11 protein-coding genes are annotated in these 13,045 nt (G+C 73.5%); 9 read left to right on the plus strand and 2 right to left on the minus strand.

Features of this window, described 5'->3' with window-relative positions:
• The 9 genes from folB to FHP29_RS18955 all read left to right on the plus strand — a co-directional run bounded on the left by folB (position 1) and on the right by FHP29_RS18955 (position 10,585).
• Entirely contained in the window at positions 1–408 is a 408-nt protein-coding gene (folB, locus tag FHP29_RS18915; RefSeq protein WP_139624431.1) for a dihydroneopterin aldolase, read from the plus strand.
• On the plus strand, positions 405–974 hold the full coding sequence (folK, locus tag FHP29_RS18920; protein WP_139624432.1) for a 2-amino-4-hydroxy-6-hydroxymethyldihydropteridine diphosphokinase: 570 nt from the start codon (positions 405–407) through the stop codon (positions 972–974). Before folB ends, folK begins: the two co-directional genes overlap by 4 nt.
• The gene (locus FHP29_RS18925; protein ID WP_240044605.1) at positions 971–1,471 is read left to right on the plus strand and encodes a DUF3180 domain-containing protein; all 501 of its coding nucleotides are present in this window, start codon (positions 971–973) and stop codon (positions 1,469–1,471) included. The genes folK and FHP29_RS18925 overlap by 4 nt, the downstream gene beginning before the upstream one ends.
• 84 nt (positions 1,472–1,555) lie before the next feature.
• Positions 1,556–2,152, plus strand: a complete 597-nt coding sequence (locus FHP29_RS18930; protein ID WP_139624433.1) for a hypothetical protein — start codon at positions 1,556–1,558, stop codon at positions 2,150–2,152.
• A gap of 169 nt (positions 2,153–2,321) precedes the next feature.
• Complete coding sequence (locus tag FHP29_RS18935) at positions 2,322–5,906, plus strand: CDP-glycerol glycerophosphotransferase family protein (RefSeq protein WP_139624434.1); 3,585 nt, start codon at positions 2,322–2,324, stop codon at positions 5,904–5,906.
• A gap of 9 nt (positions 5,907–5,915) precedes the next feature.
• A complete protein-coding gene (locus FHP29_RS21890) occupies positions 5,916–7,088 on the plus strand; it encodes a hypothetical protein (protein WP_158296644.1) in 1,173 nt (390 codons plus the stop codon).
• Positions 7,085–7,918 (plus strand): hypothetical protein, encoded by an 834-nt coding sequence (locus FHP29_RS18945; protein ID WP_139624435.1) that lies wholly within the window; start codon positions 7,085–7,087, stop codon positions 7,916–7,918. The genes FHP29_RS21890 and FHP29_RS18945 overlap by 4 nt, the downstream gene beginning before the upstream one ends.
• Entirely contained in the window at positions 7,915–9,144 is a 1,230-nt protein-coding gene (locus FHP29_RS18950; RefSeq protein WP_139624436.1) for a hypothetical protein, read from the plus strand. The genes FHP29_RS18945 and FHP29_RS18950 overlap by 4 nt, the downstream gene beginning before the upstream one ends.
• A gap of 34 nt (positions 9,145–9,178) precedes the next feature.
• The gene (locus FHP29_RS18955; RefSeq protein WP_139624437.1) at positions 9,179–10,585 is read left to right on the plus strand and encodes a bifunctional cytidylyltransferase/SDR family oxidoreductase; all 1,407 of its coding nucleotides are present in this window, start codon (positions 9,179–9,181) and stop codon (positions 10,583–10,585) included.
• On the opposite strand, the gene FHP29_RS18960 is transcribed toward FHP29_RS18955, so the two are convergent.
• Both FHP29_RS18960 and FHP29_RS18965 read right to left on the minus strand, forming a co-directional pair.
• Complete coding sequence (locus tag FHP29_RS18960; RefSeq protein ID WP_139624438.1) at positions 10,569–11,699, minus strand: hypothetical protein; 1,131 nt, start codon at positions 11,697–11,699, stop codon at positions 10,569–10,571. The genes FHP29_RS18955 and FHP29_RS18960 overlap by 17 nt on opposite strands.
• A 1-nt stretch (position 11,700) precedes the next feature.
• Positions 11,701–12,894 carry a hypothetical protein gene (locus FHP29_RS18965; RefSeq protein WP_139624439.1) on the minus strand — a complete coding sequence of 398 codons (1,194 nt, stop codon included), beginning with the start codon at positions 12,892–12,894 and terminating at the stop codon, positions 11,701–11,703.
• Positions 12,895–13,045 lie beyond the last annotated feature (151 nt).

Raw genomic sequence — 13,045 nt, forward strand, 5'->3', positions numbered from 1 at the left:
ATGACTGACGAGCTGAGCATCCTCGGCATCGAGTGCTTCGCCCACCACGGCGTCTTCGACCACGAGCGACGCGACGGTCAGGTCTTCAGGATCGACCTCGCCCTCGGCGTCGACACCGCCCCGGCGGCGGCGTCGGACGACTTGCATGACACGGTGGACTACGGAAGCCTCGTCGACCAGGTCGTGGCTGCCGTGACGAGGGACCCGGTCGACCTGATCGAGACCCTCGCGCAGCGCATCGCGGACACCTGCCTGTTGGACCCTCGTGTTGAATGGGTGCGGGTGAGTGTCCACAAGCCGGATGCGCCGATCCAGGCGACGTTCGCCGATGTACAGCTGACCATCACCCGACGCCGCGAGGCGGCCGGGGTGGGAGACCGAAACGGGAAGGCAGAGGGCCCAGCATGACCGAGACCCCGAATCCGAACATCGTCGATGCGGACACGCTGACCGGCGAGATGCGACCGATCCGTCGGGTGGTGATCGCTCTCGGGTCCAACGTCGGTGAGCGGTTCGCGGCGCTCCAGGGCGCGCTCGGCGTCCTCGCCGACACCCCCGAGGTCTGGGTCACCGGCGTGTCGCCGGTCTACGAGACCGCGCCGGTCGACTGCCCGCCCGAGGCGCAGGACTACCTCAACGCGGTCGTCCTCGCCGACACCACGCTGTCCGCCCACCGCCTCCTCGACCGGGCCCTGGCCATCGAGGACGCCTTCGACCGCGAGCGCAGCGACGTGAAGAACGCCCCGCGCACGCTCGACGTCGACCTGATCGTCGTCGGCGACCGCCGCAGCGACACCGACGCCCTGCGCCTGCCGCACCCCCGCGCCCACGAGCGTGCCTTCGTCCTCAAGCCGTGGCTCGACCTCGAGCCCGACGCCCAGCTGCTCGACCACGGGCCGGTCGCCGAGCTGCTCGAGAAGATCGACTCCGACGGCCTCAAGCTGCGCGACGACCTGGTCCTCGAGTTCGAGTGAGCCGCGAGGGCCCCGTCCAGGAGCCCGAGGAGGAGCCCCCGCCCGCCCCGGCCGGCGACCTGCGCCCGACCGGCGCCGGAACGCTGCTGCGCTGGGTCGCCGTCGGACTCGTGGCCGGCTGGGCCCTCCACCCCGTGTGCGACCGCCTCGGCGTCGTCCCGCCGTTGGTGTCCGCGGCCCAGCCGCTCGCGATGCTCCTGCTCGCCGCGATCCTGGGGTACGTCGCGTGGGTGACCCACCGCGCCGTGCACGTGCGCCGCGAGCGCCTCGAGTCCCACCAGGCGGTGAACCGCTTCGTGCTCGCCCGAGCCAGCGCACTGGTCGCGGCCCTCGCCACCGGCGGGTACGTCGGCTACGCCCTGTCGTGGGTCGGTGACCCCGCCGAGTTGGCCGACGAGCGGATGGTGCGCTCGCTCGTGGCGGCCGTCTGCGCCCTCGCCGCCGTCGTCACCGGTCTGCTCCTGGAGCGGGCGTGCCGGGTCCACGACGACGAGTGAGCCGATCCGACCTGTGACGGTTGGGACGAATGTGACGTGCGTGTCTGCGCCGTCCCAGCGCCCCCGAGGCATAACGTGCTGGTCATGACTTCCCCTGTCATGTCCGGCAATCGCCGCCGTCAGCGCTCCACGCGGGTCCTGGTCGCTGTCCTCCTCCTCGTGCTCGCGGCGCTCGCCGTCGCCGGCACCACCGTGACCGGATCCTGGGTCCTGGTCACGATCGCCGCCGTCGCCGCCGTCGTCCTGGGCGCGGTCGCCACCAAGATCACCCACTCCGAGCTCCTGGACTCCCGTCGGGAGGCGGCCCGCGACCGTGCCGTCCAGGCGCGCGCGTACGCCGAGCTGACCGAGGTCCGGACCGCGGAGAACGTCGAGTTCGCCGCGGACATGACGGGCAAGGTGGCCAAGCGCGACGCCACCATCGCCCGCCTCGAGAAGCGTCTCGGCGACGCCGCCGCCGAGCTGGCCGACGCCCGCCGCGAGCTGGCCGAGACCGGCGACCGGGCCGACGAGGCGCAGCGCACCGCCGACCGACTCGCCGAGCGCCTCTCCGACGCGGAGGAGCGAGCGGGTCAGGCCGTCGTACGGGTCGCCGAGCTGGAGGCCGAGCTCGACGTCCTCACCGCCCAGATCCACGCCCTCGAGGCCCAGGCCCGCACCCGGGCCCGCCGCCCCGCCTGACTCCCTCTCCGCCGAGGTGCCACGAAAGCACCGTCGAGGGGTGACCTTCGGTGGCACCTCGACGGGACAGACCTGGCACCTCGACGGGACAGACCTGGCACCTCGCCGGGGCGTGACGGGTCGGTAGCATCGGGCGACCCACCCGCCGAACCGGAAGGACGCTGCCGCCGTGGCCTTCGACCGCGCCCGCGCCCAGCAGGAGCTGATCCGGCTCGCCAAGGCGGGACCCGGTCGGCTGAGGGGGCCGCTGGGCCGCGCGACGCGACGCTTCCGCGGTGAGTTCTCCGGACCGCTGGTCACCGTCGTCCTGCCGGTCGGCGACGACGACACCACCCGGATCGGCACCTGCCTGGACTCGCTGAAGGTCCAGACCCACCGCAACCTCGAGATCCTCGTCGTGCGCTTCGGGCGCCACGAGCGGGTCACCGCGACGGTGCGCGAGCACGCCGCCCAGGACTGGCGGATCAAGACCCGGGTCAAGATCGAGCGCTCGCTGGCCGCCGCCCGCAACGCCGGAGTCGCTGCCGCCTCGGGCGAGCTGGTCGTCGTCGTCACCCACGCCGGTGACGACTTCGTCCACACCGGCATCGAGCGGCTCGTCGAGGCACACGCGCGCTCGGGCTCGCCCGTGGTGGTGGGCGCCATGCGCGAGCCCGACATCGCCGGCTGGATCCCCGACTCGGCGTACGACGCCGCCCACCACGCCCCGGTGCGGAGCACGACGCTCGCCGCGACGCCGGTCGCGGTCACCGACCTCGGCCTGGGCAACAAGCTCGTGGAGCGGGGGTTCTGGGCGAGCTCCGGACTGCGCTTCACCGAGGAGTTCCCCGACGGCGCCGACGTCGCGCTGGGGCTGCTGGAGCGGGCGACCACCTTCGACCTGTTGGCCGACTTCACCTACATCCCGACCAAGCGCCGCGACGGCGTCCAGGTCGGCACCGTCCCGGACGTGCTGAGTGGCCTGCCCGACTGGATCGACCGCAACGACCACACCTGGCACCGGGTGGAGGGCCTGGGCCTGCCGGAGGTCCGCGACTGGTTCCTGTGGGGAGTGCTGGACACCGCGATCCAGCCGCTGGTCGCCGACGTCGAGCGCGCCGACGCCCACCAGTGGCGGACGCTGCGCGACCACGCGACGATGCTGCTCGAGGCCGCAGACGAGCACGTCTGGTCGCGCCTGAACGCCGAGGCCCGGGTCAAGCTGTGGCTGCTCCAGCACGACCACCGCGCCGCGCTCGAGGACTTCCTCGGCGGGCGCCTGTTCACCCGGGGCAACCGCCCCACCGAGGTCCGCGACGGCAAGGTCTGGGCCCTGCTGCCGCACCACGACGACACCGCGCTGGGCATCCCCGCCGAGCTCTTCGAGATGACCGCCGACGAGACCCGCTTCCGCGCGATGCTGCGCGAGGCCCGCTGGATCGACGCAGAGACGCTCGAGCTCACGATCTTCGCCGCCATCGACTTCGTCCACATGAGCGGCCTCCCGACCGTCGACTGCGCCCTCGTCGAGCAGGGGAGCGGCCAGCGGATCCCCTTGCAGATCCGGCAGTTCCGCGACGCCCGCGCCAACCAGGCGCTGCGCCGCCACCAGGACTTCTCGTGGGGCGCCTTCGACGCGGTCGTGCCGGTCGCCGACGTCGTCCGTGCCAGCAAGGACCGCGACCACGCGGTCTGGGTGGTCGAGATCGACATCGACGTCGACGGCGTACGACGCTCCGGCCCGGTCCCGCTCATCGACGAGCAGGCCTCGGCCGGGTTCATCGGCCGCGACCATCTCGCCCCTCGTCCGGTGGCCGGCTCGGTGGTCGCCTTCAACCCGCGCTCCGACGTCGTCGGCCTGCGGATCCGTCCCGACGGCGCGCCGCGCCTGCGCTCGCTCGAGGTCGCGGGGCGCACCGTCACCGGCGTCCTGGTGGCGCCCGGGGACGCGAACGTCACCGGTCTGCGGGTCACCCAGGGCAGCCAGCAGGTCCGCGCCGAGGCCACGCCCGTCGACGACGGTCTCCGCTTCAGCCTCGTGCTCCCGGCCGCCTGGACCGGGCAGCGGCGCTGGCAGGTGCGGGTCCTGACCTCCGACGGCGGCGAGCTCGCCCTGGGCTGGCCGGCCGGCGCGCCCCAGTGGCTCGCCGTCGGCGCCGGCGAGGTCGTCGCCTCGCGCACGGCCTCCGGCGACACCGAGCTGTACGAGGCGGCGGACACCCTGGTCGTCGACGAGGTGGCCGTCGAGGGCCTGCGCCTCGAGGTGACCGGCCGCTGGCTCGGCGCACCGGCCGACGGGGCCCGGCTCGCCCTGCTCGCCCAGGTCGGCGGCGCCGAGGTCCTCACCGCCGACCTCGCCCCCGGCGACGAGCCCGGGTCCGTCCGCGCCGGCGTCGAGCTGACCACCGACCGCTGGGGCCTCGGGGAGCGCCCCCTCGCGCCGGGCTGGCTCTGGCTGGCCGTCACCCGCGACGGCACCACCACCCGCGCCCTCCTCGGCGAGCGTGCCATCGACCGGCTCCACCACTTCATGGTCGGCACCGACCACCGCAGCTACTCCGCCCGCGTCGTGCAGGAGGGTCGGGTCGCCGGCGTCGAGCTCCTTCCGCCGGTGCCCGTCGAGGAGCGCGTCCCCTACGGCCAGACCCAGCTCCAGGAGTGGTACGCCGACGCGGACCTTCCGCTGGAGCCGGACTCCGTCTACTTCCAGTCCTATGTGGGCGCCTCGGCGACCGACAGCCAGCTCGCGCTGCACGAGGAGCTGCGTCGTACCCGCCCCGACCTGAAGCTCTACTGGGGCGTGGCGTCGGCCGCCTCCTGGGTCCCGGAGGGCGGCGTACCGGTCGTGATGACCACCCGCGAGTGGTACCGCGTCCTGGCCTCCGCCGGGCAGCTGTGCATGAACATCGACCCGGAGCGGTGGTTCCGCAAGCGGCCGGGCCAGCGCCTGCTGCAGACCTTCCACGGCTACCCGTCGAAGTCGATGGGCATCCGGATGTGGGACGCCAAGCACTACCCGCCGCGCCGGATCCAGCTGGAGCTCGCCCGCACCTCCCAGCAGTGGGACCTGATCCTCACCCCCGACCCGGACATGGACCAGTACTACCGCCGGGAGTACGCCTACGACGGGCCGATCCACAGCGAGGGCTACCCGCGCGACGACGTGCTCGTCGGCGACCGCGCGGACGTCGTACGCGAGGACGCCCGCCGCCGACTCGGCATCGCGCTCCACCAGAAGGCCATCCTCTACGCCCCCACCTGGCGCGACGACCAGGCCACCAACTGGCGCGCCGCCGACGCCGTGCACCACCTCGACGTGGCCGCCGCCGCCCGCGACCTCGGCCCCGACTACGTCCTGCTGCTGCGCGGCCACCGCTTCCACAACCCGGCAGGCGACGCCGGCGGCGCCCGCTTCCTCGACGTCACCGAGTATCCCGAGATCAACGACCTGATCCTCGCCGCCGACGCCGCGGTGCTCGACTACTCCTCGCTGCGCTTCGACTTCGCCCTCACCCAGCGGCCGATGGTCTTCCTCGTCCCCGATCTCGACACCTATGTCGGCGGCGTGCGCGGCTTCCTCTACGACTACGCCCCCACCGCCCCCGGCCCGCACGTCGACACCGCCGAGCAGGTCGTCGACCTGCTGCGCGACCTCGACGGCCTGCGGCGCAGGTACGCCGACGCGATGGAGACCTTCCACCAGCGGTTCAACCGCCACATGGACGGCCACGCGGCCGAGCGGGTCGCCGCGGCCTTCTTCGGCGAGCCGTCCTAGGATCTGCCGATGCGCTCTGTCGACCTGCCCGACGCCCTCCCGGACGGCTCGCGCTTCCTCCACATCGGTCTGCCCAAGACCGGAACCACCGCGCTCCAGGGGGCTCTCGACCGGGCCCGCCCCCGGCTCGAGGAGCTCGGCGCGCACAACGTCGGCAAGGGCCGCCACGAGATGCGCGTGGCGCAGCTGGCGGCCGGCGGTCTCGAGGACTACTGGACCTCGCACGCCGAGTGGGAGGCCCGCTGGCAGGAGCTGGCGACCGACTTCCGGACCTCGGCGGCGCGCTGCACCTTCTGGTCCAGCGAGTCGCTGTGCGTGGCGCAGGCGCCGCGCCTGCCCTATCTCGCCGAGCAGCTCGGGCAGAGCACCCGGATCGTGGTGACCCTGCGTCCGCTGGCCCCGCTGATGGTCTCGCAGTGGCAGCAGTGGCTCCGGCGCCGTGGCACGGAGTCCTTGGAGGAGTGGGCGGCCAACCAGTTCGCCGCCGTCACGGTCGGCGGCGACGTGACCGTCGACTACACCCGGTTCATGCCGGTGCTCCACCGCTTCAGCCTGCGCCGCATCATCGCCGAGTGGGGCGCGGTCTTCGGCGAGGAGAACATCCTCCTGGTCGTCCCGGACCCCGCCGACCGGCAGCGGACCCTGCGCGTCTTCGAGAATCTGATGGGCGTCCCCGAGGTCCTCGAGGCGGTTCCCGAGGGCAACGCCTCCCTGCCCTACCCCCAAGCGGAGATGCTGCGCCACTTCAACCGGGCCTGGACGGCGAACGGCGGCGACCATCCCACGTGGATGGCCGCCATGAACGTCCTGGCCCGACAGCCCCTGCGCGACTACACCACCACCCTCCCCGCCCACCCGATCCGCGCGCCGCGCTGGGTGGCCGAGCGCGCCAACGAGTACGTCGCCGCGTGGAACACCGCGGTCGAGGAATCGGCTGTCACGGTGGTCGGCGATCTCGGCGACCTCCTCGTCGATCCCGCGGAGCACGCGGACGAGGTCGACGTGCCGGCCACCGTCGACGTCGAGAGCGCCGGCCGCCTGATGGACATCGCGTTCAGGGCTGCCCTGCGGCACACGGCCGGACAGGCGTCGACCGCCTCGCCCGACCTCGCCGGCCTCGGCGGCCGCGACCTGCTGGGTGAGCTGGGCCGCAGGGTCCGGCGCCGCGTGGTCCGCCGATGATCCTGCAGGTCCACGACGCTCGTGCCGGGATGAACGCCTTCGCCGTCCCGACGTGGTGGGCGTCCCTCGAGGACGAGCGGGTCATCCGCGACGACGACGAGCTCCCCGACGTCACCCTCGTCGAGCTGGCCGGGCCCTCCGCCGGGCGCACCCTGCTCGTGGTCGGCGCCGTGGCCGAGCTGCTCGCCGAGCCGACGCCCGAGGCGCTCGCATCCTGGGCTGAGGAGGTGCGGGCCCTGCACAGCGACGCGGCGCCCGTGCACCTCGCCGTCTCCTTGGACGAGGTGACCTCCCTCGAGCAACTGCTGACCCTCGCGAGTGGTCGGCGCTGGCCGCCGTTCGACGTCCGTGCCGCGGCGGCCCGGACCGACGCCGACCCGGTCCCGCAGCAGAGCGTCACCGGCGGGCAGGCGGCCGCCCGGGCGTACGCCGACGCGCTGGTCGCCCAGGTCGAGGTCCTGCTTCCTCCCAGCTGGCAGACCGCGGCCGACGGCGCAGCGGAGGCGACCGCCTGCATCAGCAGGGCACTCGACGCCGACCCCGACGTGAGCGCGGCCGACGCCCGCGTGCTGCGCGACGCCTGCCGGTCCACCCTGGCCGAGCTGGAGGCCGACGGGGTCACGATCAGCGGCCCGCGCGACGCGCTGCTGTGGCCGGTGCCGGCCGAACACGGACAGATCCCGATCGACGTCGCGGCGGATGCAGCGCTCGAGGTGATGCTCGGCCAGTTGGAGCGACCCGCGGACCTCGCGCCGGACCGGCCCGTCGTCGTACCCCTGGAGCAGTTGCCGGCACGCGCCCTCCTCGCCCGGCTCGGGGGACGCCGATGACCGGCACGCCAGCCCTTCCCGCGGGGACCACGCTCGTCCACATCGGCCCTTACAAGACCGGCACGACGGCGATGCAGGGGGCGCTGTGGGAGGCCCGCCCCGCCCTCGCCGAGTACGGCATCGTCTACCCCGGCGATGCGGCGCACGAGATCGACGCCTCGATGGCGGTCGCGCTCGGATACGTCTACGCCGGCAAGAGCCTGGACGTCTACCGGCAGCGCTGGTTCGACCTCGTCGCCGAGATGCGGGCCGCCCGACCGCGGATCGGCGTCCTGAGCAGCGAGGTCTACTGCGAGGCGACCGACGACGGTGCACGCGCCGTGCTCGACGCACTCGGGCCGCAGACGCATGTGGTCATCACGGTGCGCCCGATCGTCCGTCTCCTGGGCTCGCAGTGGCAGCAGTACACGCAGAACATCCCCGTGCCGCCGTACGACGAGTGGCTCCGGGTGATCCTCGGCCAGGACAGCGAGGGCGGCGAGCCCGAGAGCGGGACGATCACCCCGTCGTTCTGGCGACGTCACCGGCACGACCGGCTCGTGGAGCGCTGGGTCGGGCTCGCGGGTGCCGACCGGGTGAGCGTGGTCGTGGTCGACGACCGTGACCACCGCGGGCTCCCCGCGGCCTTCGAAGGCTTGCTCGGCCTTCCCGACGGCCTGCTGCGCCCTCCGGCGGACAAGACCAACCGGTCGCTGACCTACCCGGAGGCGCTGGTCATGCAGGAGCTCGTCGGACGCACGTCCGCCGCGCCCTGGTCGAGCGCCGACCACGCCCGCTTCGTGCGGTTCGGCGCGGCGCGCGGACTGCAGGCGGCGCCCCCGGACCCGAGAGCCGAGCGCCTGCTGACCCCCGCCTGGGCGGTCGACCGCGCCCTCGAGATCGGGGCCGGCATGGCCGAGCGGATCGGCGCCTCGGGCGCTCGTGTGATCGGCGACCTGGCCCTGCTCTCCGACCGGGCCCTCGCGCCCGCCGAGGGCGAGAACGCTCCCGTCGGCGCGATCGATCCCGGCGCCGCCGCGGCCCTCGCCGTGGGAATCATCAGCAAGCTCACCGGCGTCCACCCCCGGCCGGAGCACCGCGATCTCGCGGGTCCGGTGGAACGGGCCGCGTGGTCCCGGCACCGCGCGGTCGCCGAGCTCTGGGAGGCCGACGCCGCCCGGGACGGCGCCCGCGGCGCCGCGGCACGGGAGATCGCCAGGCGCGCGCGTCGCCGCATCCGCGGTTAGGGACGGCGTCGGCGGCCGTGGGACACTGCCGTCCATGACGAGGAATGTCGCCGTCCTTCTCGCCGGTGGGGTCGGAAGCCGGGTCGGGCTCGACATCCCCAAGCAGCTGATCAAGGTCGCGGGCAAGACGCTGCTGGAGCACACCCTGCTCGCCCTGCACGACCACCCCGACGTCCACGAGGTCGTCGTGATGATGACGCCTGGGCACACCGACGCGGTCCGTGACATCACCCGCAAGGGCGGCTATCCCAAGGTCACCGCGATCCTCGAGGGCGGCGAGACGCGCAACGACACCACGCAGCGCGCCATCGACCACCTGGCCGCCGGCGGCGACACCGCGCAGACCCGGATCCTGCTGCACGACGCCGTCCGTCCGCTGGTGACTCCGCGGATCATCGGGGAGTGCTTCACCGCTCTCGAGCGCTACCCGGCGGTCGATGTCGCGATCCCGTCGGCCGACACGATCATCGAGGTCGCTCCCGACGACACCATCAGCAGCATCCCGCCTCGCGCCTCGCTCCGGCGCGGCCAGACACCGCAGGCCTTCCGGCTCGACGTCCTCGCGAAGGCCTACGAGATCGCTGCCGGCGATCCCGACTTCACCGCGACCGACGACTGCAGTGTCGTGCTGAAGTACCTGCCCGACGAGCCGATCATCGTGGTCCACGGCGACGACCGGAACATGAAGGTCACCGAGCCGATCGACGTGTTCATCGCGGACAAGCTCTTCCAGCTCACCGGCATCGACCTGCCCCGCGCGCGGGACGAGGCCGGCTACCGGACCGCGCTCGACGGCAGGACGATGGTCGTCTTCGGCGGCAGCTACGGCATCGGCGCCGACATCGCCGACCTCGCTCGGTCGTACGGAGCGACCGTGCTCAGCTTCAGCCGCTCGACCACCGGCACCGACGTCGGCAGGCGCGCCGACATCGCCGCCGCCGCCCAGGAGGCGATCGCGAAGACCGGCTCCATCGACTTCGTCGTCAACACTGCCGGCGTACTGCCCCGTGGCGAGCTCCTCGAGACCACGGAGGAGACGATCTACGCCGCGACCGACATCAACTACCTCGGTCCGATCTTCATCGCCCAGGAGTTCTACCCGCACCTCGCCGCGTCGCACGGCTCCCTGCTGCTGTTCACGTCGAGCTCCTACACCCGCGGTCGGGGCGGCTACAGCCTCTACTCCTCGGCCAAGGCGGCGACCGTCAACCTCACCCAGGCGCTCGCCGACGAGTGGGCGGACGCCGGCGTGCGGGTCAACTGCATCAACCCCGAGCGGACCGCCACGCCGATGCGCACCAAGGCGTTCGGCGAGGAGGCGCCCGGCACGCTGCTCGACTCGCTGACCGTCGCGCGCACGTCGGTCGACGTGCTCATCTCCGAGCAGTCGGGCCACGTGTACGACGTCCGCCGGGACGACCCCTTCAGCCTCGGCGACTGAGCCGGCTGCGCAGCCCTCGGCCGGGCCGGGTCCCTGGCGCTCCCTCGGCGGGTCCCGGGGCCGACGCGAGGCGGTCGGCTGCGAGGGCCAGGCCGGCGGAGAACCACGCCGCCACGTCCGCGGGGACGTCCGCCGGCGGCGGCGGTGTCGCGGGGACCCCGGCCGTGGGCGCTGCCGAGAGCGAGGCGAGGTCGCCGTACACCTGTGGACCGAGATCGCGGATCCTGGCCGCCATCGCGGCCGCGACCTCGTTGGCGCGCAGGACCGCCCAGTCCGGCGTGGCGAGGGTGGCCTCGTCGGGCCTCGGCGCACGATCCTGGAGGTGCGGGCGGAGGTGGCGCAGGACCCGCGCGTAGTGCGCCGGTCCCAGGCCCAGCGCCGCGAAGTCGGCGTTGAACAGCCGCAGCAGCTCGGCCTCGCCGGCGGTCAGGGACCGGTTCTCCTGGGCGTCCTTGCCCGCCAGGGTGTCGGGGCGCAGGCCGAGCAGGTGCTCGAAGGTGTGTGGCAGGAAGGCGTGGTCGCGTGAGTCGAGGACGACGACCACGACCCGGTCGGCCCCGACACGGGCAGCCCACCGGCGGACCAGCTCGTCGTTTCCGTGGCGTCGCCAGAACTCCTGAGGCTCCGGCGCACTGGTGTCATCGGCGAGCATCATCGTCAGCCAGTCGTCGTAGCGGTGGATGCTTCCGCGCTGCAGGCTCTGCTGGTACTGCGACGACAGGATCCGGGCGAGCGGCCGCATCGTGATCGCGATCCACAGGTCGTCGGTCCCGACCTCGCCGACGATGCGCGCGATCTGCTCGTCGGTGGCGTCGGACAGGAGCTCGCTGCTGAAGATCCGCCGCTCCGTCGACGGGGCGACCAGATCCCCGACCACTCGTCGCCAGGTGCTCTCGGCCTTGACCGGGTCCCGTCCGGCGACCATCCGCTCGGTCACCCAGCGTGCGGCACGGGCGTCGTGCTGGCTGCGGGAGAGATAGCGGACGCCCTGCTCGGCCAGCTCGTCCCGGGCCTGGTGGAAGGCGCTCTGCAGCGCCGTGGTGCCGGTCTTGTGCGGGCCGATGTGCAGCAGGCGCGCGCCGGACGGCAGCGCGGCGGGCGAGGAGGCGCTCATCTCAGGATCTCCTCGCGGGGCCCTTGAGGCCGAGCCTTCGGGCCGCCTTCGCGGCGAGCGCGCGGGCCAGTCGGCTCGCGGGGACGTCCTGCACCCGGCTCGCCCGCTCCTCCGCCGCGGCGAGGTCGGCCTCGAGGCGCCGGACCCGCTCCTGCGCGGGCTCGTCGGCCTCCGCAACCGCCAGCTCGGCGACGGCCTGGGCGAACCAGCCGGCCATCTCGAGGCTGACGGCCTCGGGGCTACGGACGTCGACGGGGTGCCGGTCCGGATCGGAGATCAGGTTCGCGGGGTCGCCGACGACCACGGCACCGGAGGCCCGCAGCGCCGAGATCGACGCCTGAGCGGTCTCGTTGATCCGCTCGACCGCCCACCGGGGCAGCTGCAGCCTCTCCGCGCTGGCCCCGGGCGGCGGGGTGTCGCCCATCCGGCGCCCCGCCCGGCGCAGCACCCGGGTCCACCGCTCGTCCGAGCCGCGGTCGCCGTGCGCCAGGTTGAGGTGACGCAGCAACTCGATCTCGGCGTACGGCGGCGACGAGTTCGCCACGTCCTGCTGCTTCAGGACGCCCTCGATCCCGAGCAGGGCCTCAAACGTGCGGTGGTTGAACTGCCGGTCCTGGGGGTCGCCGCACACGAACACCATCCGGTCCTCGGAGAAGCTCCGGCCCCAGGTCGCGAGCAGGGTCTCCGGCGCGTACCTGCCCATGGCCGCGGCGAAGGGGTGGTCCGGATCCAGCACGTGCCCCAGCCACTCCTCCAGCGGCTCGGTGGCTCCGTGCCGGATCGCCTGCTGCCAGTGCGAGGGGAGGAGGGCGGCGACCGGGCGGAGTGTGACCACCACGGTGGCGTCGGCCCCGAGGGCCTCGGCGATGGCGTCGACCCGCTCGGGGGCGGCGCCGCTGAACGCCTCGCTGGACAGGACCGTGACCCGGGCGCGGGAATCGCGGAATTCCGCCGACAGGCGCCGCCACCGGCCCTCGAGCGCCTCGCGTCCCGCCGCGTCCGCGGGCACGGCCGTGCCGGCGGCGTACCGGGCCACGCGGAGCGGGTTCGGGCCCTTGCTGGCGTAGTGGACACCCTGCTGTGCCAGCTCCGCGCGCGCCGCGTGGAAGGACGCCTGCAGCGCGGTGGTGCCGGTTTTGGGCAGACCGATGTGCAGCAGCCGAGCGCCGGCGGGGAGGGCGGAGGGCGTCGACATGGCTCCGAGCCTAGGAGACGGCCCGCTCCTGTGACGCAGGCCACCGGATCGGGCGGTTCCCGGGCTCGCGGTGCAGGCGTACCGTTGAGGCCGTTCCGGAGCCCCGGGACGACAACTGAGCACATCGTCCGGTACCCACCCCGGCTCCCGC

Origin of the sequence: Nocardioides albidus (assembly GCF_006335005.1) — a bacterium.
Taxonomy (GTDB): Bacteria; Actinomycetota; Actinomycetes; order Propionibacteriales; family Nocardioidaceae; genus Nocardioides; species Nocardioides albidus.